This is a genomic window from Marinobacter panjinensis (genome assembly GCF_005298175.1).
Classification (GTDB): Bacteria; Pseudomonadota; Gammaproteobacteria; order Pseudomonadales; family Oleiphilaceae; genus Marinobacter; species Marinobacter panjinensis.
Genome location: NZ_SZYH01000001.1, coordinates 2,094,063 through 2,117,768, shown reverse-complemented (window position 1 = coordinate 2,117,768; position 23,706 = coordinate 2,094,063). Strand labels below are relative to the sequence as shown.

General features: G+C 58.2%; 20 protein-coding genes, 1 other RNA gene and 1 pseudogene. 14 read left to right on the top strand and 8 right to left on the bottom strand.

Annotated elements, in window-relative coordinates:
• Entirely contained in the window at positions 1-2,313 is a 2,313-nt protein-coding gene (locus FDP08_RS09745) for an OmcA/MtrC family decaheme c-type cytochrome (RefSeq protein WP_170979005.1), read from the bottom strand.
• A gap of 298 nt (positions 2,314-2,611) precedes the next feature.
• Between FDP08_RS09745 and FDP08_RS09740 the strand changes: the two genes are divergently transcribed.
• The gene (locus FDP08_RS09740; protein ID WP_137435873.1) at positions 2,612-3,229 is read left to right on the top strand and encodes a c-type cytochrome; all 618 of its coding nucleotides are present in this window, start codon (positions 2,612-2,614) and stop codon (positions 3,227-3,229) included.
• A 59-nt stretch (positions 3,230-3,288) separates the two neighbouring features.
• Complete coding sequence (locus tag FDP08_RS09735; protein WP_137435871.1) at positions 3,289-3,900, top strand: NapC/NirT family cytochrome c; 612 nt, start codon at positions 3,289-3,291, stop codon at positions 3,898-3,900.
• A gap of 59 nt (positions 3,901-3,959) precedes the next feature.
• Here the strand turns inward: FDP08_RS09735 and FDP08_RS09730 are convergent, their stop codons facing one another.
• Together FDP08_RS09730 and FDP08_RS09725 are read right to left on the bottom strand one after the other, a co-directional pair.
• Positions 3,960-4,661 (bottom strand): outer membrane beta-barrel domain-containing protein, encoded by a 702-nt coding sequence (locus tag FDP08_RS09730; RefSeq protein WP_137435870.1) that lies wholly within the window; start codon positions 4,659-4,661, stop codon positions 3,960-3,962.
• Positions 4,631-5,434: an SH3 domain-containing protein gene (locus FDP08_RS09725; protein ID WP_137435868.1), complete on the bottom strand. Its 804-nt coding sequence runs from the start codon at positions 5,432-5,434 to the stop codon at positions 4,631-4,633. Before FDP08_RS09725 ends, FDP08_RS09730 begins: the two co-directional genes overlap by 31 nt.
• Before the next feature lie 385 nt (positions 5,435-5,819).
• Between FDP08_RS09725 and FDP08_RS09720 the strand changes: the two genes are divergently transcribed.
• The 11 genes from FDP08_RS09720 (at position 5,820) to FDP08_RS09670 (ending at position 18,668) form a co-directional block, all read left to right on the top strand.
• Positions 5,820-6,500, top strand: coding sequence for a hypothetical protein (locus tag FDP08_RS09720; RefSeq protein WP_206077285.1), 681 nt, complete (start codon positions 5,820-5,822; stop codon positions 6,498-6,500).
• Between the two features lie 2 nt (positions 6,501-6,502).
• Positions 6,503-8,275: a DNA repair protein RecN gene (locus tag FDP08_RS09715; protein ID WP_137435866.1), complete on the top strand. Its 1,773-nt coding sequence runs from the start codon at positions 6,503-6,505 to the stop codon at positions 8,273-8,275.
• A complete protein-coding gene (locus FDP08_RS09710) occupies positions 8,265-11,111 on the top strand; it encodes a tetratricopeptide repeat protein (protein WP_170979004.1) in 2,847 nt (948 codons plus the stop codon). Before FDP08_RS09715 ends, FDP08_RS09710 begins: the two co-directional genes overlap by 11 nt.
• Positions 11,092-11,943 carry a tetratricopeptide repeat protein gene (locus FDP08_RS09705; protein ID WP_137435862.1) on the top strand — a complete coding sequence of 284 codons (852 nt, stop codon included), beginning with the start codon at positions 11,092-11,094 and terminating at the stop codon, positions 11,941-11,943. The genes FDP08_RS09710 and FDP08_RS09705 overlap by 20 nt, the downstream gene beginning before the upstream one ends.
• 9 nt (positions 11,944-11,952) lie before the next feature.
• Entirely contained in the window at positions 11,953-12,252 is a 300-nt protein-coding gene (locus FDP08_RS09700; RefSeq protein ID WP_137435860.1) for a hypothetical protein, read from the top strand.
• A gap of 51 nt (positions 12,253-12,303) precedes the next feature.
• Positions 12,304-12,969, top strand: a complete 666-nt coding sequence (locus tag FDP08_RS09695) for a MotA/TolQ/ExbB proton channel family protein (protein WP_137435858.1) — start codon at positions 12,304-12,306, stop codon at positions 12,967-12,969.
• A 19-nt stretch (positions 12,970-12,988) separates the two neighbouring features.
• Positions 12,989-13,522: an ExbD/TolR family protein gene (locus tag FDP08_RS09690; protein WP_137435856.1), complete on the top strand. Its 534-nt coding sequence runs from the start codon at positions 12,989-12,991 to the stop codon at positions 13,520-13,522.
• Entirely contained in the window at positions 13,519-14,022 is a 504-nt protein-coding gene (locus FDP08_RS09685) for an ExbD/TolR family protein (protein WP_170979003.1), read from the top strand. The genes FDP08_RS09690 and FDP08_RS09685 overlap by 4 nt, the downstream gene beginning before the upstream one ends.
• A gap of 12 nt (positions 14,023-14,034) precedes the next feature.
• Positions 14,035-14,979 carry an AgmX/PglI C-terminal domain-containing protein gene (locus FDP08_RS09680; protein ID WP_137435854.1) on the top strand — a complete coding sequence of 315 codons (945 nt, stop codon included), beginning with the start codon at positions 14,035-14,037 and terminating at the stop codon, positions 14,977-14,979.
• Between the two features lie 72 nt (positions 14,980-15,051).
• Complete coding sequence (locus FDP08_RS09675; protein ID WP_170979002.1) at positions 15,052-17,976, top strand: PD40 domain-containing protein; 2,925 nt, start codon at positions 15,052-15,054, stop codon at positions 17,974-17,976.
• Positions 17,977-17,990: 14 nt separating this feature from the next.
• Entirely contained in the window at positions 17,991-18,668 is a 678-nt protein-coding gene (locus FDP08_RS09670) for a hypothetical protein (RefSeq protein ID WP_137435850.1), read from the top strand.
• A gap of 22 nt (positions 18,669-18,690) precedes the next feature.
• On the opposite strand, the pseudogene FDP08_RS09665 reads toward FDP08_RS09670, so the two are convergent.
• Positions 18,691-18,984: pseudogene (locus tag FDP08_RS09665) on the bottom strand (exopolysaccharide biosynthesis protein); the annotation flags it as partial.
• 223 nt (positions 18,985-19,207) lie between these two features.
• Positions 19,208-19,990: a bestrophin-like domain gene (locus tag FDP08_RS09660; protein ID WP_137435847.1), complete on the bottom strand. Its 783-nt coding sequence runs from the start codon at positions 19,988-19,990 to the stop codon at positions 19,208-19,210.
• Positions 19,991-20,257: 267 nt separating this feature from the next.
• Here FDP08_RS09660 and FDP08_RS09655 point away from each other — a divergent pair, with 267 nt between their 5' ends.
• A complete protein-coding gene (locus FDP08_RS09655) occupies positions 20,258-20,998 on the top strand; it encodes an SOS response-associated peptidase (RefSeq protein ID WP_345789446.1) in 741 nt (246 codons plus the stop codon).
• 56 nt (positions 20,999-21,054) lie between these two features.
• On the opposite strand, the gene ssrA is transcribed toward FDP08_RS09655, so the two are convergent.
• The 3 genes from ssrA to smpB form a co-directional block, all read right to left on the bottom strand.
• Positions 21,055-21,418, bottom strand: a transfer-messenger RNA (tmRNA) gene (gene ssrA, locus FDP08_RS09650).
• A gap of 81 nt (positions 21,419-21,499) precedes the next feature.
• Positions 21,500-22,927 (bottom strand): WS/DGAT/MGAT family O-acyltransferase, encoded by a 1,428-nt coding sequence (locus FDP08_RS09645; protein WP_137435845.1) that lies wholly within the window; start codon positions 22,925-22,927, stop codon positions 21,500-21,502.
• Positions 22,928-23,075: 148 nt separating this feature from the next.
• Positions 23,076-23,555: an SsrA-binding protein SmpB gene (smpB, locus tag FDP08_RS09640; RefSeq protein ID WP_137435843.1), complete on the bottom strand. Its 480-nt coding sequence runs from the start codon at positions 23,553-23,555 to the stop codon at positions 23,076-23,078.
• Positions 23,556-23,706 lie beyond the last annotated feature (151 nt).

Genomic DNA, 23,706 nt, shown 5'->3' with positions numbered 1-23,706 from the left:
TCAGTCGTCAAGATTGTGAGCCTTGCGAACGTCGGCAATGCTGCCAGGACCATGGCAAACGGCACAGCTTTCCTGATTGGCGGTGCCTGCCGGAACGCCAAAGCCGCCGCCATTCTGCTCCATGTGGATCTGGGTAGCCCCGTCGTCATGACAGGCAGAGCAGACCGAGGCTGTCGCCGTTATAACCTCGTCATCGCCCTGATCCAGAGCGGCGGCAAGTGTGATGAAATCACTGGTTCCAAACGGGTTGGCGGTGGCAACCGTTGCCTGAGTATCGATGGTTGTTCCCAGCACTCCATCGGGCAGCGGTAACTCGAAGGTGCCATCGGCGTGGCACGCCACGCAGTCGCCGGCGTCGCGGGGGTAACGTACTTCGCTGAAATCGTGGGGTGTATTTTGGAAACCGTAGATAAGCAGGTCCCCGGAGCGTTTGTCAGCACCGTGAATTGCGTGGATCATCCGCTTGAAGTCAATGGGCGACTCTTCAGCACCATCCACTGCATTCAGGTTGGTCTCGTCGTCAGTACCATCCGGGTCCGCGGGGCGCTGCGCAAGGTCGGTGGCGCGAGGGTTATGGCACATGACACACAGCTGGACATTATCGGTCCGGTTGGAGCCATGGAGCGAGAGCCCGTCATTTTCGCCATGACAGTTCTGGCAGCTGGCCAGCTCAACAACTTCGCGGCGAGGCTGGGCCTCGGTGTCCGTAATGGGGAAATAGTCCACGGCTCCGGTCACCTTGACGGCTACGTCATAGGTGCCGTCATCATCGGGGTCGGCGGCCGGGTGGCCCTCAATGCCGACGGCTCCTGAACCCTCTACGTCTAGTGGAATGGCGACTTGCGAGACGACCGTGAATGTACCATCGCCGTTGGCGGTAGGGTCGTTGAGAGCATTGATTGAAACGACCTTGCCGGGCGCACTTCCGCTTCCGTCGTTGGTGTAGTCACTGGTATCCCAGGCCAGAATCACAGCCAGTCGGCTGGCGCCGCCGCCGGCGGTGAATTCCGGATCACTCTCCAGATCATAAGGTTCATCGTTGTTGGTCGGATCTGTCACCGAAAACTTGATGCTTGGAAATTCACCCGGAAGCGTGCGGTTCACTTCCAGGATGTTATAGCTGAACCGGCTGGCGGCAACCTTGGCCGGAATGGCATGGGATTCCAGTACCGATCCGGCAATCTTGTTCTCTGCGTGGCAGACCGAACATTCGCTATTGTCCGTGACAACTCCACCGGGGTGGCCGCCCGCCATGCCCGCGCTGAAATCGACGTCGTCATGGCAGGAACCACAGGACTCAATACTCGGGCGCATGACAATATTGCTGGCGTCCGGCGTTGCGGCATCGGCAGGGTCATGGCATTTGACGCAGGTCTGCAGGCTTTGGGGGAAAGCGACATCGGAAAAGTCGTGCCTGGAATCCCGGAACCCGTAAATGACATATTCACCGCCGCTTTCAACGCTGGGCAGTTGCTCACCCATGTGGAGTTTGTGGGTCAGCACGCGGAAATCCAGGCTGTTACCACTGTTGGCGTCTGTGCTGCCGGGATTATGGCAGGTGACACAGTAATCCACGTCCTGGCGGCCATTACCGTGCATGCGTAACTCCCCGTGGCAGGAATCACAGGACGCCTGGGCGACAATTTTCCGTGTGGGTATGTTATCAGTCAGCCCGCTGGAGGGCTGAAAGGTGAAAACGGCGTTGGTTAATGGCAAAGATTCACCGAGAAAGCTTCCCCGGATTTCCAGTCCCACCCGGTGGGTCAGATCCGGTTCAAAAGGGACGGTGACAGGGTCGGTAACGGAATCCAGGTCAGTGGCAAAGGTATATTCATAGGTGCCGTCACCATTGTTGACCAGGGTGCCGTCATTTTCCGTTCTGGCCTGGACAGCGGACTCGGTTCCCGGGCCCACACCCGCCGGTTCTATTTGGTTCAGGTAGCTTTGCCAGTGGTCGCTGTCCCCGGCCGTACCCGGCACCAGCTTGGCAATGGTAAAAGACGGCTGCCCCTGGGTTAACTGGTCGAACGGAAATCCGAACTGGTCTGTGGCCTCAAACTTGACCACCGGGGCGCTATTGACGGTGACATCGGTTATGCGAATCTGGAGTTCTGCGGGAACCTGGTTATAGGATCCGGGAGACCCGGAGGGGCCGGGAGGCCCTGCTGGGCCGCGATCTCCTGTGTCGCCCTCACAACCGGCCAGGACAAGAACAAAGATGAAACCCCAGATCAATCCGCCCGTTTGTGCGATGGTGCGAAACGATGGGTTGATTGGCACACAAGGTTTATGGATTCTTGTTACCTTGGCCATGCTCATTGCCTCCTTGTCTGAAATGCCACCGGGCCTCGTGGTGGCCACAGGGTTCCCTGATCTTTCATCGGGTCCGCAAGATTAAAAATAGTTCATCGCCTGGGCAACTGCACTGTACCCTCTGGAGATCTGGCTATTATTTGACCTGAGTCAAAGGCGCTCCAATACTTAAGATGCTAGTAATTGTATTAGTCGGGGCGGGCAAGCACGCGAAGGTAAGGATGATCCGTTCACCAATCCGGTGTAGTCGGTTTCAGGCACGCAGTCAGGAAGAATCCACCCAAAGGAGTTCGTCGCCATGCGTTCTATTACTTCTCTTATCCTTGCGGCCCTGGCCGCTCTCGCAATGAGTGCTGGTGTTTTTGCCAAGGCCCCGCCAGCAGCCGAAGACTGCGCAAGCTGTCATAACAAAGACGGTATCAGCGAAGACGAAGACATTCCCATCATCGCGGGCGCTTCCGCCTTCTTTTTGGAAAATCAGATGCTTATATTCAAAGAGGGAGCCCGCCCCTGTGCAAAGGAAGAGTTCGGCGAGGAGGAGCATGACGGTATTGCCGAGGATCACTGCGACCTGGCGAAAGCGCTAAGTGAGAAGGAGATTACCGAACTTGCCGCTTACTTTGCCGAACAACCCTTCAAGAGTGCCGACCAGAAAGTTGATGAAGAGCTTGCTGGCATGGGTGCACAGATCCACGAACAACGTTGCGAAAAATGCCATTCCGACAGCGGCAGCCTGGCGCTGGATGATGCGGGTATCCTGGCCGGTCAGTGGAAGGCCTACCTGGTCCGCACCATGCAGGATTACAAGAACGGTGATCGCTGGCAGCCAGAGAAAATGCAGCCTGCAATGGAAGCCCTAAGCGAAAAAGATATCCAGGCCTTGGCTGAGCACTACGCCAGAGAAGGTAAGAAATAGGCCGACGGTGATCCATGCCGGGTCACGTCGACAGCCTACCATTATGAAGGAGCGGGGCCATGGCAGCGGGAAAAAATTCGGATCCGGAACAGAAGGGCTGGTGGCAACGTTTTTGGCAGTCGCCGAAAACAAAATACCTGCTGTGGATTCCTGCGGGTGGCTTTGTAATGCTGGTTACAGGCGCCATTTCGCTCGGCAGCGTCAATTACGCCATGGAGGAAACAAACACTCTGGAATTCTGTACTTCATGCCACGAAATGGGCGCGTTTGTTTATCCGGAATATGAGCAAAGCGCCCATTTTTCCAATCAGAGTGGTGTTCGGGCGGTATGCTCAGACTGTCACGTGCCAAAGGACTGGTGGGGCAAGGTCGTTCGCAAGACAGAAGCGACGTTTAATGAAATCCCCTCATGGATTACCGGGAAGATTGACTCGCCTGAAAAGTTCGAGGCCCACCGCAGGGAAATGGCGGAGTCGGTATGGGCAAAAATGCGGGCAAGCAACTCGGCCACCTGCCGCAGCTGCCATAGCTACGACGCCATGGCACTGAGTATGCAGGACCGTTATGCCAAGCGCAGGCACTCCAGCGAATATCGCGAGGCTACCGATAAAACCTGCATCGACTGCCACCAGGGCATAGTCCATAAGCTTCCTGAAGTAACAGCAGAGTAGGTGTCCATACACCTTTTCGGTAGTGTGTTCCTGCTACTGCTTGGCCCGGGTTTACGCGTTCAGAAGAACAGCGTAAACCCGGAGGACAATTCAATGTTGTGGGTCAGTTGGGACTCACGAATCAGGTCACTGGTGAACATGTGGTCGCGGAAATCCACGTGCACCGTTAGCCAGTCCAGCAAGACCACCCGGAAGCCGGTGCCCAGGGTCGTCGTAAAATTGCTCTCGCCCCCGAATTCGGTGTTCCCGACGCCGCCCACCAGATAAAAGGCTGAGTTGAAGGTCAGCGAGTCGCTGAAGAAGACTTCCCCCGGAAAGATGTTGTAGCCCACCAGGAAGTCGTAGTAGCTGAAGTCCCGGTCGGAATCGTTCAGTAGTCTGACGTTATTACCACTGAGCTCCTCGAACGACGTCAGTCCTGCCTCGGTGAACCCGTAATTGAACTGCAGAAAAAAGTCCTCGGTGGCATGGAAGGCGGCGCTGACGCCCAGCAGGGGTTCACTGCTGAAGTTGTCGATGCTCATGATGCCGGCAAATACGCCCACCTCGAAGAACTCCGCGTCGATGTCCGCCTCCTGGATACTGCGGGGTTTCACCTCGGGCGCAATGACCTGGACCGGTGCCGGTTTGTCGCTGTCTCCGCTGTCCTGCGCCATCGCCCATTGTGGAATAGCCAGCGAGCACGCCAGTAGCAGTGCCTTGCCGGTCCCGTAGTCAGAGAAGCCTGACGTCAGAAGAAGGTGTTCAGACCGATTTTCCATTCACTTAAACCTGTGCTGTCGGAATTGGAGGAAACCGAGTACACGCGGTACTCGGCACGAACGAGAAAGTTGCGACCGATGTAATAGCTGAGGCCGCCCCCGAAATTCACTGCGTCGGCTTCACCGAGGTCGCTCAACAAAACTTTTTGACGGGCATCGAATGAAAAGCGGGAAACCCCGGCCAGGGCATAGGGTGTGAGGTCCCAGCGATGGAAGGGCTCGAAAATCAGGTTGGCACTGTAGTAGTCACTGGTCACTGACTGGTTGTAGATCTTGCCCGCTTCCAGTTCCGCGCCCAACCAGGTGAGCGGGCGATAACCAAGCGCAAGACTAAAGCTGGTGGACTGCTCAAAACGGCCGGTGGTAAAACCGACCCTCCAGCTGGAAGCCAGGTATTCGCCGTGGCTGACCTCTGGAAGGTCTGCCGGAATCCCGGTGGGCAGCAGGGTGCGGCCCAGCTGTGCGGCTTTGGTCCACCCCTCTTCGCCGGATGCAGAGCGCACCTTGTACCAATTGGTCTTGCGCTTCAGCAGCTCGACTTTCTCCCCTTTCTCGATGACGTGGAACACCGGGTAGCCCCGACCGGGTGCCGTGTGCAGTTCAATAAACGGATCCACCACTTCAAGAACGGTGCTGTCTTCGGTGAAGGCTGTCTGCGCGCCGGCGTCTGCGATCGGTAGGGTCAGCATCAGTAGTGACAGGAGAATCTTCCGGTAGAGATTTCCGGGGCACGGAAACAGCATGTTGGTGATGGTGTCTGTGATCGCGTTCATAAGTTCGATGCCGATGCTTAGCGGATTTGTTAAATCATGTGAACTAATGTAAATAACTGTTTTAACAGTAAAAAAATTAACCTGAGTTGGAACTCTGACGAGCGTTCCGGCGTTCAGCAATAGTCCGTGCGTCGTTTCGAGAAGGGATTCACATAAACGTAATCGAAAGGAAAATAATTACGTTTCGCACGGAAAACCTGTGCTAGCGTATTTAACAGAATTTGACGAATGACGCAGATCCAAAGAAACGGACCGTCCGGTTAACCAAGAGCCACCAAAAAGAGCTTCCCGGACAGAGTCGGTTCACCTCAACCTCAAAAGTCAGTCCCCTGATTGTTCACGATGATACGTCAGCGCCCAACCAGCGATCTGGCACAGGAGCAGGATGGTGACTTTTCAAAAACCCGGGTCTGTTGGCAGGCCAGCAATTACCAACACCGGCTGGGCATGGGCCGTGCTTTTGGCACTGGGCCTGGCGGTCTGTGGCAGTGACGCGGTCGCCAGCGAAGCCGCGGCCGAGGGCAACAGCCGTGCTGAGTCGGCTGCACCGGCAGCAGCGCTGGACCAGATCATCGAAACCCCGATGTCGGTACGCCAGAGCCGGGAGCGGGCGCAGCGCGCCGTCAATGAGCTATCCCGCGATATCCAGAACCTGAAGCAGTCGGTGGTCGTGCTGAACAAGGATCTGCGGGTGCTTGAGGAAGATCTGTTGTTTCCCGCCAACACTCGATTCCAGGTGTTCCTGTCGCTGAACGTGGGCGAATTCTTCCGTCTGGAAGGGGTCGAGTTGCGGCTGGATAACGAAACCATTGCCTCCTACCTGTACAGCGAAGAAGAACGCATGGCACTGGCCAAGGGCGGCATGCATCGCCTGCATCTGGGTAACGTCAGTGCCGGTGAACACAACCTCTCGGCGTTCTTTATCGGGCAGGGCCCCAATGGCCGCGAATACAAACGCGGTAGCAGCCTGCGTTTCACCAAAGCGCAGGGGCCCAAGTATGTCGAACTGAGCATTGCCGATTCCGAGGCGCGGCAGCAGCCCGAATTTACCGTGCGGGAGTGGTAGCCATGATGACTGCACGCACCGCCCGTCAACGCTTCAGAAACGCCCTCGCCGGCCTTGCCCTTGGCGCCCTGTGGTTGCCGGTCGGCGCCGCGCCATCGGTGACCGAGGTGCATGATCTCAAGTACGGCGCGATCCTGTTCGAGTTTTATCAGCAGAATTACTTTGAAGCGCTGGTGGAGTACGCCTGGGCCGAGGAGCATGGCGGCGTCCAGAACCACGGCACCTATCCGGAACTGCTGAAAGCCGGCATCAGTCTGTCCTACGGACTGGACACCCAGGCCGAGGCAATATTCAGCCGCGTTGCCGAGGGCAACCTGAGCGAGGAAGTGCGCAACCGGGCCTGGTTTTATCTCAGCAAAATGCAGTACCTGAGGGGCGACGCCGAGGTGGCGGCGCGGAACCTCGGGAACATCCAGGGGCCGTTGCCGGGCGCGGTGGATTCCGAATACCGCTATCTGGCGGCGCTGGTCAACGTCAAGCTGGGCTACTTTGCCGCCGGCGAAATGGTTGCCGAAAGTATCGACAACGACAGCGCGTTTGCCCCGTACTTCTATTTCAACCTGGCCATCGCCCTGGATGGCCAGGAAAATACTGGTCGCGCCATCGCGGCGCTGGAAAAGGTCATCGACCTGGATGACGGCAGCGAGGAGCTTCAGCGCCTGGCCGACCGGGCACGAATGGCGCTGTCCTTCCTCTACGCCCGCGGTGACGATCAGGCCAATGCGGGCCTGCAGCTTTCCCGGATCAGCAGCACCGGGGCCTATTCAAACCGCGGCTTGCTGGGCGCTAGCTGGATGGCTATCAACAAGGGCGCCTTCCGCGATGCCCTCGGCCCCCTTGACGCGCTTACCGGGCGGTCCATTGCGTTGCCGGAGGTGCAGGAGGCGATCCTGCTGCAGCCTCATGTGTATGAACAGATGGGTCTGAATGGTCGTGCCGCTCAGGGGTTTATCGACGCCGACCACAAGTTCCGCGATGCCCTCGGCTGGCTCCAGGCGGCCAGAGAATCGCTGAACCAGGCGGACATGATGGAGCTGTTTGTCCAGAACCTGGATCAGGTTCTGGGTGGCAGCGACTGGTTCGGCGCGGCGCCGTCGGTTTCGGTCAATCATCTCTCGCCGTTCCTGGTCGAGTTGATGTCGGATCACAGCTTTCAGTCCGTGCTCAAGGACCTGAGAGACCTGTACGCCATTCACAATAACCTTGAAAACTGGCAGGCCAGGCGCGACGACTTTGGCGTCATTCTCGCCGCCCGCGCCGGAAGCCTCGACGGTGCCGGCCATCGTCAGGGCCTGTCCCGGCTGGCACAGCAGCTGGCCGAGAGCCGTCATCAGTATCAGGCGCTAGCGAACCGCATAGACAGCCTTGAGCCGGATGCACAGGAGCGTTTGCGCTGGCAGCTTGAGGATCTGGCCTTCGACATCACCCGGGGTGAACACATGCTGAAGGCGCTCACCGGGGCCCACGGGAACTCCGGGGGTGATCGGTTTGGCGAGGCCGTGGTGGGAATGATGGCCCAGGTGGATGACCAGATGGTGCGCACCGAAGGCCTGATCAGCCGCCTGGAAGACGTCATGCGTTCCCTGGTGGCCACCGAACTGGATATTCACCAGCAGCGCCTGGAGCAGTATCAGGTGGAAGCGCAATTGGCGAAGGTCCGGATCCTGGACCGTTCACTGCAGCAGCTCGAGGTCAATGAAGACGACGGCCAGCCAGCACCAGAGTCCGCGGCCGCCCCCGCTGAGCAGGCGGAAGGAGGCGATCATGCGATCTAGGATTCTGCTGCTGACCCTGGTTATCGGTGGCTGCGCCAACTTTGATGGTGGCCTCACCATCGGCCGGATTCAGGACAATCATCAGCCGCTGGCGGACATTCCCCTGCCGCGGGTGATGCACGAGGACGTTCGCCGGGAATACCGCGAGCTGCTGAAAACCATCGAGGACCGCAAGCTCAAGGAACAGATTGAGCGCCGCATTGCCAGCGTTTACATGCTGGAAGGTGACTACAACCAGCTGCGCGGTGCGCTGCCCGGCGACACCGGTTATTTCCCCGATGCCATCGCGGCCTATCAGGCGCTGCTGAAGAAATACCCGGATTCCGACGACAATGCCGAGGCCATGTATCAGCTCGCCAAGGCCTACGACCTGGATGGTCGGGACCAGGCCGCGCGAACCGTACTGAAGCAGTTTATCCAGGACCATCCGCACTCCGGGCGACTCGCCGAGGTCTATTTCCGCAAGGGCGATATCCATTTCCGGCATGAGGAGTACGAGCAGGCGGAACAGGCGTACAAGGCGGTAATCGCCCTGGGCGGGGATTCGGCCTTCCTGAACAACTCCTATTACCTGTTGGGCTGGTCCCAGTACAAGCTGTCGGATTATGACAACAGCCTGATGGCCTTCTCCCAGGTTCTGGACCGGCTGGTACCGGAAGACGGCAAGGTCGAGAAGCTGGATAACGTCAACCGCTCCCTGGTGGATGACACTTTGCGCATCATGAGTGTCGGCCTGGCCTACGCCGGCGGCGCCTCGAAAATCGACAGCATGTTTGCCAACCGGCCGCAAAGCGCCAAGTACACCTGGATTCTGTATTCCAGCCTGGGCAAGCATTACCTTGAGAAGGAGCGCTACGAGGATTCGGCGTCGTCCTTCCGGGCCTTCGTGATGCAGAACCCGGAATCCGAGCGCGCCCCGGAAATGCACGCCGACATGATCCGCGCCTATGTCGACGGCGAGTTCTCCCAGCAGGTGCTGCCGGAGAAAGAGAGCTACGTGCGTAACTACGGCATCCGCTCACAGTTCTGGGAGAGAAAGCCGGCGGATCTCAAAGCCAAGGTCATCCCCAACCTCAAGATCTACATCGACGAATTGGCGCGGCATTACCACGCCACCGGCCAGCGTCTGAAGCGCGAGCTGGCGGAAGGCGCACTGGTCGCGGCTGCGAAGGTGGCCAAGGCCTCCGAGCAGAGCAGCAGCTTCCTCAAGGCGGCGGAATTCTACGGCGAATACGAGCAGACCTTCCCGAACGATCCGCGCATTCCGGAGATGGTGTACCTGCGCGCCGAGGCGGCCTTTGATGGCGGCGATTACCCGACCGCCATCACCCACTACGAGCGCAGCGCCTATGAGTTCAAGCACCCGAAATACGGCCCCGACGCCGGCTACGCCGCGATCATCGCCCATCAGAAAGAGCTGGAGCGTCTGATTGATGCCGCTGGCAAGGGCTCGGAAAAGGTCACCGCCTGGCGCAGCAAAGGTGTCGACAGCCAGCTCCGTTTCGTCCAGGCCTACCGGGATGACGAGCGTTCCGGTTCGGTGCTGGCGAAAACCTCCGAGGAACTCTTTGCCCTGGGTCGCTATGAGCGCGCCCTGGAAGTGGCCACCAGCATTGTCAGCCGCGACGGAAATGTCGACCGGGAACTGAATCGCACCGCCTGGGGCGTGATTGCCCACAGTCAGTATGAGCTGGGCCGGTTCCCGGAAGCCGAAGCCGGGTATCTCAGCCAGCTTCGCTACATCGGTACCAGCGATGAGCAGTACGCCGAAGTGACCGAACGCATGGCGGTCACCATCTACAAGCAGGGTGAGCAGGCTCTGGAAGCCGATGACCTCGCCGGCGCCGTGGCCCAGTTCCTGCGCATCAAGGCGGTGGCGCCGAACACCAACGTGCGGGTGATCGCCCAGTTTGATGCCGCCACCCACCTGATGACCCTGGAAGACTGGGATCCGGCCCTGGCAGAGATGATCGAGCTGCGCCGGCAGTTCCCCAACCACAAGCTGGCGGCCGATCTGCCCCAGAAGATTGCCTGGGCCTACGAGCAGGACGAGCAGTGGCTGATGGCCGCCCGTGAGTACGAATCCATCTATCGCAGCAACGTCAAGGCCGACGTGCGCCGGGATGCGCTGTTCCTGTCCGCCGAGCTGTATGAGAAGGCGGGTGAGGACCAGCAGGCGCTGACCTACTTCAAGAAGTGGGCGTTCGATTACGAGGAACCCTTCGACACCCGCATGGAGGCGCGCTACCACGTCGCCTACCTGTACAAGCGGATGGACGACCTGAACCGCCACCTGTACTGGTTGCGCCGGGTGATCGACGGCCACAACAAGGCGCCGGCCAACTGGCAGAGCGACCGTTCGGCGTGGCTGGCGGCCTGGGCCAACAACGAGTACGGCGACTACTGGCGCACCGAGTTTGACCGGGTGCGGCTCCGTCATCCGCTGAACAAGAGCATTCCGCGCAAGAACGAGAAGCTCAAGAACGCCCTGGACCGATACCAGCAAGCGGTGGGCTACGAGATCGCCGGCCAGACCACCCGGGCTTCGTTCAACATTGCCGACCTTTACGGCCAGTTCGCCCGCGAGCTAATGGACGCGCCTCGGCCCAGTGGCCTCAGCCAGCTTGAGGCGATGCAGTATGAACTGGTACTCGAGGAACAGGCCATTCCGTTCGAAGACCTCGCCATTGAGGTGCATCAGGCCAACATCGAACGGTCCTGGGGCGGCATGTTCAACCCCTGGATTGCAAAGAGCTTCGACGCTATGGCGAAGCTGAACCCGGCTCGATTCGACAAACAGGAAGTACAGGTGGCGTATGGCGATGGTATCCGTTAAACACTGGCGTGCGGGCGCCCTCATGACCGCAGTGCTGCTGTCCGGCTGTGCCGGACTGGGCACAGTCGGCGGAGTGGACAAGGCCCCGGAGGCTCCGGCCGGGAACGTGGTGGAGAGCAAGCCGGCGGCGCCGAAAGATGCCCAGGCCAGTCGGCGCTACCTGCCCCAGCAGGCCTACGATGCGCAAGGCAAGAAGATCGCCTACGTACCGGCTCCGAATCCTTACACCGGTACCTCCGCACCGGTGCCACCGGACGCCGTGGCCCGTTTCCGCGAAGCCGACGGTCTGATGGCCGACGAACACTACCGGGATGCCCGCAAGGCGTTTGAAGCCATCACCCGGGATTATCCGGATCTGTCCGGTCCCTGGCTGAAGCTGGGTGAACTGGCGGAAATCGGCGAGCGCATGGAGCGGGCGGAAAAGTCTTACGAGAAGGCGTTGGCGGTCAATCCCCAGAACGTGAATGCCTATCTCGCCCTGGCGTTGTTCCAGCGTCGCAGTGGTGATTTTGCGGCCGCCCGCGACACCTATGTCGCTGCACTGGCGCTGTGGAAGGACTTCCCCGAGGCGCACCTGAACCTGGCGATCCTGTACGACCTGTACATGAACCAACCCGCGCTGGCGCAACCACATTTCGAGGCTTACGACTTCCTGAGCGGAGGTGACAACCCGCAGGTGGCCGACTGGCTGATCGAAATCCGCCGCCGTACCGGCATCGACACCAGCTTTATCGACACCCCGCCGCCGGCCCCCACACCAGAGGTTGTGCCGGCGGAGCCCATGGCGGCGGAGAAGAGCGACGAAACCACAAAAACCGAAGACAAAGGCTAGGAGACCGCCATGCTGACAGACAGCTCGAGCCTCGCCCTCATTGCGGCTCTGGTGTCACTGACCCTGGCGCAGGGCGCCTCGGCGCAGGACAAAATTGACCTGGAAAGCACCTTTGTCGGTGACAAGGAGCAGCCCTCAGTCAGTTATTTCATTCCCTGGAAACCACCGGCAGGGCCAGATCAGCTCTACCGGTCGATCACCTCCGTTGCCGGCAAGGTGTTTGAGGTGGTGGACCGGGATATTCACTCAAGAACCATGCAGTTCTACGACGAACTTTCTCTGGAAGCGCCCGCGGGCTCGGCCGAGTAAAGCAACAACCAAAACCGATCTATTCGATTAGCGACGTGTGGAGTACCCGACATGAATCTTTACTCAAGCATTGTTTCATTCTTCCAGGAAGGCGGCGCCTTCATGTTCCCGATTGCCCTGGTGTTGATGGTGGGCCTGGCCATTGCGGCCGAGCGCTGGTTATTCCTGAGACGGGCTTTTCATTCCAACAAGGCCGCCTACGGCGAGCTCTTGCCCCTGATGAAAAACAACCAATTCGACGAGGCCGAGAAGAAGGCCCAGGACAGCAGTTCGGCGATTTCCCGGCTGATTGCCGTGGCGCTGGACACCATGCGCGCATCGCCCCGCCGCGATGACATCCACGCCGCCATGCAGGAAGGCGTGATGGAAAGCATTCCGCGCCTGTCCAAACGCACCAACTACCTGTCCATCCTCGCCAACGTCTCGACCCTGCTGGGGCTGCTGGGCACCATCATCGGTCTGATCGCCGCTTTCACCGCGGTGGCCAATGCCGATCCCGCGGACAAGGCCACCCTGTTGTCGCAGTCCATCTCGGTGGCGATGAACACCACCGCCTTCGGCCTGATCGCGGCCATTCCACTGCTGCTGATCCACTCCCTGCTGCAGAACAAGACACTGGAAATCGTCGAGAGCATCGAGATGGCCGGTGTGAAGGCCCTGAATACCATCGTTCGCAGCAACCGTCGGTCCGTTAATACCCGTGAATCCGACGCCTGATCGCAGCAGGTAACCCGTTATGTTTGTAAAACGCAGAGAACTGGAAGAATCGGACATCGATATCACCGCGTTCATGAACCTGATGATCGTTCTGGTGCCGGTGCTGCTGATGACCATGGTGTTCAATCACATCTCAATACTTGAGCTCAACCTGCCCGATCTGACCGGCTCCCAGACCGCCAGTGCCGAGGAAAACCGGCAGCTGGAAGTGGTAGTACGGGAATCCGCGATCGAGGTCTATTACCCCAGCGGCAACCTGGTAAAGACCATCGACAAGGTTGAGGCCACGGACGACGGCAAGGAGGCGCATCACGATTTCCGTGCCCTGTCCGATGTCCTGCAGGAAATCAAGCGCCGGCTGGCGGCGAAGAATATCGCCAAGAAAGATGCCCTGCTGCTGTCGGAGCCGGGGGTGACCTATCAGTCGCTGGTCTCGACCATGGATACGCTGCGGTCGGCCAAGACCGTGGTGGTGGCCGAAGCCGTGGATGTGGAGCTGTTCCCGGACATCTCCCTGGGTGATGCACCGACGAAGAAAGGAGGGAAGTCATGAATGAAAAACTGACCTCCTTCGGTCTGCAGAGCAGCACCAAGGCCTTTATGAAGCCGGCCAAACTGAACCTGGTCTCGCTGATGGACATCTTCACCATTCTGGTGTTCTTCCTGCTGCTCAATTCCGGCAGCAATGAAATCCTCAAGGTCAACGATGTTGTCCTGCCGGATTCCACCGCAGAAGAACGCCCTAAGGAAACCACCGTGGTGACCATCACCGAGGATGACATCCTGGTGGACGGCCGCCCCGTTGCCACCATCAACGAGGTGATCATGTCCAACGGTCTGATTGACGGCCTGATGGAAGAGCTTCGGTTTCAGGCCACCAAACGCACGGAGTTGACCGAGCGCGAGAAGACTCTGGGGCGGGCGGTAACCATTCTGGGTGACCAGGAAATTCCCTACGAACTCCTGAAGCGGGTGATGCTGACCTGTGCCAAGGCGGATTATCGGGACCTTTCCATGGCCGTTTCACGCGTTTCCGGCAACAGCGGCGCCTGACGGAGGGGACCAATGACTGCAATGACAACAACACCCTACGACTTCGCTCTGCCCTGGGATGCCAGTGGTGACGAGGACAGCCGTTTCAAGCGCATTCTGAAACGCCTGTTGCTGTTGCTCCTGTTGCTGGCGGTGATCTTTCCCTGGCTGCCGCTGCCGGAAATCGAGCGGGAGGAAAAGGAACGGGTACCGCCCAGCCTCGCCAAGGTGCTGATCGAACAGCGCAAGGTGGCGCCTCCGCCGCCCCCGCCAGAGCCGGTGAAACAGGAAGAGAAGACCGAAACGGTGGAGAAAAAGGCCGCGGCCGAACCTGCCCCTGCCAAGGAAGTGAAGAAGGCCCGGGAAAAGGTCTCCAACATGGGCGTGGCGGCTTTCTCCAAGGAGCTGTCGTCACTGCGCAGTTCCCTGGATGTGGCGAAGCTGCAGGCCCGCAACACCAACGTCAAAACCGGTGCCGCGGCCAAGGCCGCCCGCTCGGTGCTGGGCGCCACTTCGGCCACCAAGACCAGCGGCGGTGTGAACAGTTCGGTGATGAACGACTCCGGCAGCGGCACCCAGCTGGCGGCGCACGCATCCACGTCGGTTGATAGTCCGATCGGCAGTGGCACCGGCGGCGGAGGCAGCGCAACTGGCAGCGGCGGCGGTTCGCACCGCTCCAGCGTGGCCGGTGGTCGCGATATGGAAGCCATTCGCCGGGTCTTCGAGCAGCACAAGGGCGCCATTTATGCCCTGTACAACCGGGCGCTGCGCAGCGATCCGGGGCTCAAGGGCAAGTTTGTGTTCCACATCGTAATCGAGCCGGATGGCAGCATCTCCAGCATCAATCTGGTGGACAGTCAGCTGGAAGACCAGAAGCTGGAGCTGAAGCTCCTGGCCCGGATCCAGATGATTTCCTTCGGAGCGGAGGATGTCGCCGCCACGCCGGTCAATTACAAGTTCGATTTTATGCCTGGTTAACGGATCACAATGACCAGGCACAACGCCTGGTCTGTCTGTTCCCGGAAGTGCGGGTAGTAGGGGATGAGTATCATGAAGACATTTCAACGTAAGGCCAGCAGCCTAGTGCTGGCGGGGCTGGTTGCGGTAAGCCTGAGCGGTTGTTTTGAAGGCAAGCTGAGCAGCAACGATCAGGCTATCCTGGCGGATCAGCCCTTTGCCTACGTGGTGAGGGACTATCCGGACATGGGAAAGGTGTCTTCAGCAAACGAACGACCGCCCCTGGACCCGCGCGCACCCTACGCTTTCGAGCCGGGTGCCAAGCTGATGGTCCGTGATCGCATCGCGCTCAGCTCGGGGGAGCGCGATGTGCTTACCCGCTACTTTGGTAGCAGCGGGTATGACGTCAAAGATCTGGACGTGTCTCCGGACGGCGAGCGCATGGTGTTTGCGGCTCGCGGTCCGGCCGACAACGCGGCCCACAGCAGCTGGAATATCTACGAATACACCTTCGCCACCGGTGAAGTGCGCCGTATCCTCAAGGATAATGAGCTGGCCAATCTGGGGCACGACACCAACCCGGCCTATACCAACGAGGGTACGATTATTTTCTCCTCGTCGCGGCAGCATGCCCGGGGCGACTGGCGCCTGCTCGACCTCCGGGAGTACCTGGTGGATTTCGAAGAGCCGGCGTCCCTGCTGCACTCGGTCAAGCCCGATGGTTCGGACCTGACCCAGATCACCTTCGGTGAGTTTCACGACATCGAACCGAGCACCATGAACGACGGGCAGATTGTGTTCATCCGCTTTGGTCGACTCTACGAAACTCTGGAAGACTGCACGACAGCCGACATAGACGATCCGGATTTCAACCAGCAGACCAATGGCGGTGGCTATGGCCAGGGCAACGGTGGCAAGTTCCCCTCTGGATTGGAAGAGCCAAAGGAGTGGACTGAAGAGGACAAGTGTACGGCGTCGCTGGAAGGTGACACCGAAGGCGAACGGGTGTTTGTTGAAGACGTGCTCAGCCTGTACCGGATTACCCCCAGTGGCGGTAACGTCCACCGTTATTTTGGCAGTCTGAGTGAGGCGTTCAGTGATGCTTCCTTTATCCACTACATGGATCCGATTCCGCTCGACGATGGCAACCTGCTGACGATTATGCGTCACGTCTACAACCCGATTTATGGCGGTGATGTTGTGACCATCAACAGCCAGAATTTCTTTGCCGTAGATGTGCCCATTTCGGATGACGCCATTGGCGAAGCGGAAGAGTCCATGACCCCGGGACTGGTGAACTTCTATCCCAACCAGGTGTCTCCGTCAGGTTGGTACAGCTCGGTCGCCCCCTACGGTGATGGTTCCGGCCGATTGCTGGCCGGCTGGTCACAGTGTCTCACCGAGTCCGAGGGCATCACCGGTGTCTGCGAGGGCTCCTCCACCATTGATAACCTGAGTGCTCCCCAGTACGGCATCTGGATGCTGGATCCGAGTCAGAATACCCGCTTACCGGTAGTCCGCAGCGCCAAGCGCTCCCTGTTTACCGATGTAGTAATTGCCGATAAAAACGAGCTGGCTCGCCCCTACACCGGGGATCAGCACAACCTGAATCTGGAAGATAACACCGCGCTGTTTCACATTCGCAGCATTTACGATCTGGATGGTGCCGACATGGCCGCGCAGTTCGACGGGGGCATCGAAACCCGTCGTGACCCGTCGCTGACCCGCCCCGACGACCGCTCAGAGCGGTTCATCCGGGTGCTTGGCAAACGGGAGATACCGGCCGAGCTAGAGCAGGCTATCCTCACCGACGTGACCTACAACCCGAACGATAGCACCCGCAAGAACCTGTACCTGTGGCCTCTGCTGGGTAGTGACAACAAGAAATCCCTCTACGATGTCCTCTCCTACGCCACGGTAGAGCCCGATGGTTCGGCTATGGTGAAAGTGCCGGCCGATACCAGTTTTACCTTCGAAGTGGTCAACAAGTACGGCAAGCGCGTGGATCTGATTGCCGAAGCGGATTACAACTACAGTTATCTGATGCAGCATCCGCAATCCCTGCTGCTGGAGAATGGGCAGGTCCTCAAGTGCTACGGCTGCCATGATCCCGAGCTGGACACCCCGCACGCACGGACCGATGTCGAACTGGCCTCCGCCAACCCTGGCGCTCCGGGCGACGCCATGCCGTTCCCCAACGCTAACCCGACCATTCTGGCGGCAAACTGGAAAGACACCATGGCCGAGGCCCTGGTGAATTCCCTGGGCAAGCTGACCACCACCTGGGCCGATACGCTTCGGTATGAGGACTACTGGAGCAATCCGCCAGATGATTCGCTGGCGTTCGAGAACACCTACGCCCAGCTTGATACGCCGGCCCCGGTCACCGATTCCTCGTGCCTGACCAACTGGACACCGAACTGCAAATCCACCATTAACTACCTGGAGCACATCCAGCCGATTTGGGATGAGTGCCGGGTGAATCCGAATGAAGGTGGAGCTCTCACCTCTTGCACGAATTGTCATAGCAAAGCTGAAACCGGAGGCAAGTCTTGTCCGGGCGGTGATAGTGGCCCTGGCGGAGATTTAGTGCTCGGCGGTGGAAGTGCGTCTTGGGATGAACGCTTTATCGAGTCTTATGTCGAGCTGTTCGAAGCTGACTATTACATGCGGAAAACGGAAACAGGTGAATGGGTTGAGGTGGAAGACCCGGACGCGGAGGGCGCATGCCCTGGAGGTTTACAGGGTGATCTGACGATTCTGCCGGACCCGGGCGTGTGTTTCAGCCGAAGACTGATGAGCGCCCGCGGCGCCATCGCAAGTGCCCGTTTCTTCAGTCTGTTCGATAAAGACCCGGATGATGATGCCTACGAAATAGAAACGATCGAAACGGAGACCATCAAGCAGAGCCACACGGGCATGCTGACCGACGCCGAGCTGCGCCTGATTGCCGAGTGGCTGGATTCCGGCGGCCATATTTACAACGACCCGGAAAAATTTGAATTTCCGAATCCCTGAGAAGGACCGTAATTGTGAACGTTGCAATGGAGCAGACTGATACCATTAACCTGGATAGCCGGAGCCTTCCCAGCTTCGATATGCAGCGCGACGGGTGGGATATCCCACCCCGCGACGAGTGGCGTATTCAGGACAAGTTCCGGCAGACCAATGTCCGGGCTAAAACGAGCACCCTGTTCCGGCGTTTTAACGGCCACTACCTGTCCGTTTCCACGCATCGGCGCAAGAAAGAGCTGCCCGAGCAGGTCATTGACCTGACTTTTGTCGAGCCTGAAGCCCGGGAGGTGATGGATTACCGGTTGAGACTCTGGTTCGCCGCCTTTTGCCTGCTGACCATTCCGGCAGCTATCTATTCTCTGGTGCCAGCCTCGGCGCTGTGGCTGGTCGCCCCGGTGGCAATAGCGCTGACGTTGATGGTGATGGCCCTGCGCTGGCGCAAGCACTGTTTCGAGTTTGTTGCCCTGAACAGCGAGACTGTGCTGTTCCGTGTTGATGCTCTGTCGTCGGACGAAGCCCGGGTGGCTGCATTTCTTGATGCCCTGGCCAACGGTATTCGTCAGGGTCAGGAGCAGTTGCCTGAAGGACGGGAGCGGATTCCCCTGGCGGTGGCCGAAATGCGCCGGCTATCGGAGCGCGGGGTCATCTCCAAGGAGCAATACGAGACCATCAAGCACAAGTGGTTCTTCCGCTAGCGGCGGGCCCGGTTGTCTGCAGTCAGCCACCAACCAGGCCGGCTACCACCGCCCACAGGGTGGCGCCGGTTATCACCATGCCGAGCAACGCCAGCAGGCCGTCTCGCGCCACAATGCCCAGCCCGAATGTCATCAGCGCAGCACCGGCGCCATTGGCGCTAAAGGGCGCCACCTCCGTTGCCGGCATTGCCAGGGCAACCAACATGCAGACAATTGCCATAACGTAAAGCCCTGGGCCGTCTGCCAGCAAAACCAGCCGTGGGCCCGTCCATCGGTCCAGAAACCTCGCCGGCTTTTGGAGCCAGTCCAGCCCCTTCCAGCTGGTCCGTTCCCGCCGCCGATTCGCGGATCTGGTCCAGGAGCTGTTCCAGGTTTGGTGTGTGAATAAAGGGTACGACGATACAGCCTAGAGTTTTGAAGGTTTTGATTATTTTCAAGCGCCACAGGCATCAAACAAAGACAAGAGGTTCGGGGTATGATCAGCAATTCAACTACGCCCAAAAGCGAACGAAGAGGGCTTATACCTGTCATTACCTGTTCTACCGGGTTTCGGGAGCCATGCTGCTCTCAAGATCGCTCATCGACTGCTGCCCTACCTTTATCAGGCCAGTGGAAGGTCGATTGAGATCAACAACCAGTGTCACCAGCACCGCAAACGCAAGCGCTAAAGGGATCAGGGCAATTAATCGTCGATTGCCCGTATGTCCCACCTGTATGCCCAGGGTGATCATTGCCAGGGCATTGATGGCGGCTAACGCTACCCAGACACTCATGGGAACGCGATTACGCAAAGCCCCCGTCACTCGCTTTTCGTGCATATCAATCACGTCATTTATGGCTTGTACCACGAGTGCTGTATTGGTATCAGGTTGATCCAACGCGGCTGATGACACCGGAGCCCAGATGAGTCGATGGATCTCGGTCGATTTTTCCAAGGCCGTTTCTAAAGCGCTTCCGTCTGCAGCCGCCACGCGAATAGCGACGTAGTCCCTCAGTAGCTGCTTCACCTGGATTTTGTATCGCTCTTCAAGTAAGTCAGCTCGTAGATAGGCCGTTCCGATTAAATTCGCCTCTTCGAGGACATTCTTTTTCCTGAGATCATGCTGGCTAGAGGCCATGGAAAACGTAAAGGCAAGAACGAAGGCCAGCATGCCTAATAATCCGCCAACCATTGGCCCCAGTGAGGTGTTGAACTCCGTGTCCCCCCGCGTTTTGGCACGTACGCCAAACTGATAGCCCAATTCGCAAAAAAAGAGCATAAGTGCAGAGACCCCGAAAAAAATCCAAACTATAGGTATGGATTCAATCAGCTGAGAGTTCATTTAACACTCCAATCTGGGCGTTTTCTGCATCAAGTAGCGAACCCCGAGGGGATAACTTGCCAAGATGCACTACTCCGGGCCCCGGGCACTCTTAGCTTATAATTAAAGTATAGAATAGATTGTATTGGGTTTTGGCAGCACGAGATTGAAAAAGATGCTGACTCATGTGCAGAAGCAGTTCTTGGGATTCTCAGACGCCTGCATTAGTCTTGCCTCCCCGCGCCTCTTGTTTTTAGGATGCTACAAGCTTGTTCAATGATTCGCTCAATGCAACTGGAGGCGCTTGGCGGCATTCACCTGGCCCAAAGTTTCCGTGGGAGAAGTGCAATGTGCGGCCGCTACAACGTAATCGACGATCCACTCGTCCAGGATCTACTCGAAATCCTGGGCATCCCCATTCGAGTCCAAACCCGCCTCAACATAGCACCAGGTGCGAAAGGCCAGATCGTCTACGAGACAAACCAGGGAAGAATCCTGCAGGACGCCATCTGGTCACTACTCATCGAACCCAAACCCGACGGTAGCGGCTATCGCCCCTCACCAAAATACAGCACCTTCAACGCCCGATCGGGAAGCCTGGGAACCAGTCCACTCTGGAAAAAACGATTTCACTCCCAGCGTGCAATCATACCGGCCAGTGGCTTCCACGAATGGACCGGAGCGAAAGGGCATAAGCAGTGCTACAACATCCATCCCGTTAATAGCGCTATCGCCTTTGCAGGCCTTTATGAGCTCTGGGACTTTGAGGGCGACGTCGTCCCATCGTTTACCATCGTTACCCTGCCGCCACATCCCAGATTCAGCCATATTCACCCGAAGAGTATTCCCCTGATGCTTGGGCCGGACGATTTTGATATGTGGCTGGACCCGCATCTGACGAATACCGATCCGCTACAGCACCTGCTTACAACCCGCATCAGGGAGCCGTTGGTGGTGGAGCCGATAAAATCACCGGCGAGCCTGGAGAAAATGGGGCAGGGGGAAGAGATTCCAGCGGACGCGATGTGATTCGGGGCAGTCAGGCATAAAAAAAGCCCCTGAAATCAGGGGCTTTTTCGGTTGGTTGGTGGAGACGGCGGGAATTGAACCCGCGTCCGCCAGTACTCAGCCTTGAGATCTACATGCTTAGCGTCTCTCTATTGATTTAAGTTCAAGCGACCCGAGAGTCAGGGTGCAAGAACCGAGTTCTTTGAATCTTAGCCGTTAGCCAGTGAACTCTGGATAACGGAGCATCCCGTAAGCGATGACGTCCTGAGATGTAGCTCTGGGCTACGGGCGACCCAGTCAGGACGACTAGCAGCTTACGCTGCTAGTGCGTAGTTTTCGTCGTTTGCGACTATTGCGTTGCAGCTTTGGATTAACGAGATTGGCTGCCATCTCGACATGCACCCAAGGGTTCGCCACCAGCGTCGAAGCCATGTCGTCCCCTTACTCACAGTATATGTGGCCGGTTTGCCGGACTTCAAGGTTTGTTTGTTGTTGTTTTGTGCTTTCGGCCCGTAGTTATACCTACGCCACTTTCCCTTTCTTGTCTTTCGCGTTGCCTTGTCGGCCTGCCAGCGCCACCTGGCTCAGGGCCTCAAAGCTTTGTCGAAAATAGTCCATCACGGCGTCTGGTTCGGCGTGGATGGCTTTATCGACGGTAATGCCGAACTGCACAGTGCCGTCGTAGCTGAGAATGCTCATGCCGATACCGATATTGCCGCTCTGGGGCACCCAGAACATGGGTTGTGTCAGCTTGCTGCCCGCCAGGTACAGGGCATTTTTTGGCCCCGGCACATTGGTCAGTACTGCGGAGGCCTTGTTGCTGAGCAGGTCCAGGGCCCGCCGTTCAATAACATCGGGGCCGCGGCCAAATAGATCCAGAAGGCTGTAGGTAACCTGGGCCTGGTAAGACCGCTTAAGCCGGTTCATATTCTCCTGTACCTGTCGAAAACACATGATTGGGTCCTGCACTTCCACCGGCAGGGTAACCAGCACCAGTCCGAACTTGTTGCCGAGGGTTTCGATGGGTTGATCAAGAGGCCGCAAGTTAAAAGGAACGGCAACGCGAATTCCGCATTCCGGGATGGCTTCCTGATGCGCTGCAAAATGCCGCTGCAGAGCACCGGTGACGGTGCACAGCAGGGCATCATTAATGGTGCCACCCAGTGCCTTGGCACAGGCTTTTACTTCGGCCAGCTCCAGAGGGTCTGCCCAGGCAACCTGTTTGCGTCCGGAAAGAGGCTCTTTCAACCCGGTTTTGGGTTCAATGGGGGCCAGGCCGAGTTTGATTAGGTCCAGGGCCACGGCGCTGGCGGTCGACGCCAGTTTAAGGGGGTAATTAGGCTCTTCCCGAACGGACTGAATGAACAATCTCCCCTGGTTCGCGGCGGTCTGGAGGTTGTCCACTGTGCGGTGGAGCAGTTGCTGGATCGCGGATCGCTTGCGCGGTTTTGAATGGCGCTTTGACACTACTTTGCTGAGTTTTGGTTCTGGCGTTTTATCAGTCAGTGACAGCATGACCCGGACCAGCGAGATCCCATCGGCAATACAATGGTGGACGCGAATCAACAGTGCGCTGCCACCCTCATAATTGTCGATGTAATGCATTTGCCAGAGCGGTTGCCGAAAATCCAGAGAAGTACTGTTCAAGTCGCTGGCCAGTTTCTGGAGCTCGGCTTTGTCAGCTTTGCCCGGCAGGGCGATCTGGTGGAGGTGATTATCCAGGTCAAACAGGGAGTCATCCTGCCAGTAGGCCCGGTCTCCAGCCTCCACGACACGCTGGCGGAAGCGGTCGAAGCAGAGGAAGCGCTTCTCAATCGTGTGCCTGAGGCGGCTCATGGAAACGGGGCGGTCAAGCATCCACACTCCGCAGATCACCATGTGATTCTGGGGTGTGTCCATTCTCAGCCAGGCGTGGTCAACGGCGGACATGGGTGTCTGTTTAGGTGACATAAGCTCTCCCTTTGCCATGCACCGGAATTCCCGAGTACCCGATTATAGGCCTGTTGGAAATCTGAACAAAGAGAATGAGTATGCGACACACCGGCCAGTGGCGCCCATGACCGGGGTCAGAAATTTCGCGTTTTGTGCGGCTTCGTGATCAGAGGTTGGTATCGCGCAGGATGCGCTGTTTCTGGCGATTCCAGTCCCGCTCTTTCTCGGTGGCGCGCTTGTCGAACAGCTTCTTGCCTTTCACCAGGGCAATCTCGCACTTTACCTTGTTTTTCTTCCAGTAGAGTGCCAGCGGAATGCAGGTGTAGCCCGCCTGGTTCACCTTGCCAACGATCTTGCCGATTTCCTTGGCGTGCAGTAGCAGCTTGCGGGTTCGGGTCGGGTCCGCAATCACGTGGGTGGAGGCGGTAATCAGCGGTGTGATGTGGGAGCCGAGCAGCCAGGCTTCGCCGTCCTTCAGCAGTACGTAGGCATCGGTCAGCTGCGCCTTGCCGGCACGCAGGGATTTGACTTCCCAGCCCAGCAGTGCCAGGCCGGCCTCGAAGCGTTCCTCGATGTGGTATTCGTGTTTTGCCTTTTTGTTCAGGGCAATGGTGGCGCTCGGAGCGCCGGGTTTCTTCTTGCTCATGAATCGATGATCCGGAGTCGGACAAGGAATTTACCGGGCGTATTCATGCCGGAAAAGCGCGCATTGTAGCTCAGTAGTGCCAGACCGGTCACGAAATCGGCGCGATTGGCTGCATCGATAGTCGTATGGGGCGCAATTCCTCCGCTACAAT

What these genes read in the sequence shown, in the direction of transcription:
- FDP08_RS09745 (WP_170979005.1), bottom strand. Translation starts at nt 2,313, where the DNA reads ATGGCCAAGGTAACAAGAATCCATAAACCTTGTGTGCCAATCAACCCA.
- FDP08_RS09740 (WP_137435873.1), top strand. Translation starts at nt 2,612, where the DNA reads ATGCGTTCTATTACTTCTCTTATCCTTGCGGCCCTGGCCGCTCTCGCA.
- FDP08_RS09735 (WP_137435871.1), top strand. Translation starts at nt 3,289, where the DNA reads ATGGCAGCGGGAAAAAATTCGGATCCGGAACAGAAGGGCTGGTGGCAA.
- FDP08_RS09730 (WP_137435870.1), bottom strand. Translation starts at nt 4,661, where the DNA reads ATGGAAAATCGGTCTGAACACCTTCTTCTGACGTCAGGCTTCTCTGAC.
- FDP08_RS09725 (WP_137435868.1), bottom strand. Translation starts at nt 5,434, where the DNA reads ATGAACGCGATCACAGACACCATCACCAACATGCTGTTTCCGTGCCCC.
- FDP08_RS09720 (WP_206077285.1), top strand. Translation starts at nt 5,820, where the DNA reads ATGGTGACTTTTCAAAAACCCGGGTCTGTTGGCAGGCCAGCAATTACC.
- FDP08_RS09715 (WP_137435866.1), top strand. Translation starts at nt 6,503, where the DNA reads ATGATGACTGCACGCACCGCCCGTCAACGCTTCAGAAACGCCCTCGCC.
- FDP08_RS09710 (WP_170979004.1), top strand. Translation starts at nt 8,265, where the DNA reads ATGCGATCTAGGATTCTGCTGCTGACCCTGGTTATCGGTGGCTGCGCC.
- FDP08_RS09705 (WP_137435862.1), top strand. Translation starts at nt 11,092, where the DNA reads ATGGCGATGGTATCCGTTAAACACTGGCGTGCGGGCGCCCTCATGACC.
- FDP08_RS09700 (WP_137435860.1), top strand. Translation starts at nt 11,953, where the DNA reads ATGCTGACAGACAGCTCGAGCCTCGCCCTCATTGCGGCTCTGGTGTCA.
- FDP08_RS09695 (WP_137435858.1), top strand. Translation starts at nt 12,304, where the DNA reads ATGAATCTTTACTCAAGCATTGTTTCATTCTTCCAGGAAGGCGGCGCC.
- FDP08_RS09690 (WP_137435856.1), top strand. Translation starts at nt 12,989, where the DNA reads ATGTTTGTAAAACGCAGAGAACTGGAAGAATCGGACATCGATATCACC.
- FDP08_RS09685 (WP_170979003.1), top strand. Translation starts at nt 13,519, where the DNA reads ATGAATGAAAAACTGACCTCCTTCGGTCTGCAGAGCAGCACCAAGGCC.
- FDP08_RS09680 (WP_137435854.1), top strand. Translation starts at nt 14,035, where the DNA reads ATGACTGCAATGACAACAACACCCTACGACTTCGCTCTGCCCTGGGAT.
- FDP08_RS09675 (WP_170979002.1), top strand. Translation starts at nt 15,052, where the DNA reads ATGAAGACATTTCAACGTAAGGCCAGCAGCCTAGTGCTGGCGGGGCTG.
- FDP08_RS09660 (WP_137435847.1), bottom strand. Translation starts at nt 19,990, where the DNA reads ATGAACTCTCAGCTGATTGAATCCATACCTATAGTTTGGATTTTTTTC.
- FDP08_RS09655 (WP_345789446.1), top strand. Translation starts at nt 20,258, where the DNA reads ATGCAACTGGAGGCGCTTGGCGGCATTCACCTGGCCCAAAGTTTCCGT.
- FDP08_RS09645 (WP_137435845.1), bottom strand. Translation starts at nt 22,927, where the DNA reads ATGTCACCTAAACAGACACCCATGTCCGCCGTTGACCACGCCTGGCTG.
- smpB (WP_137435843.1), bottom strand. Translation starts at nt 23,555, where the DNA reads ATGAGCAAGAAGAAACCCGGCGCTCCGAGCGCCACCATTGCCCTGAAC.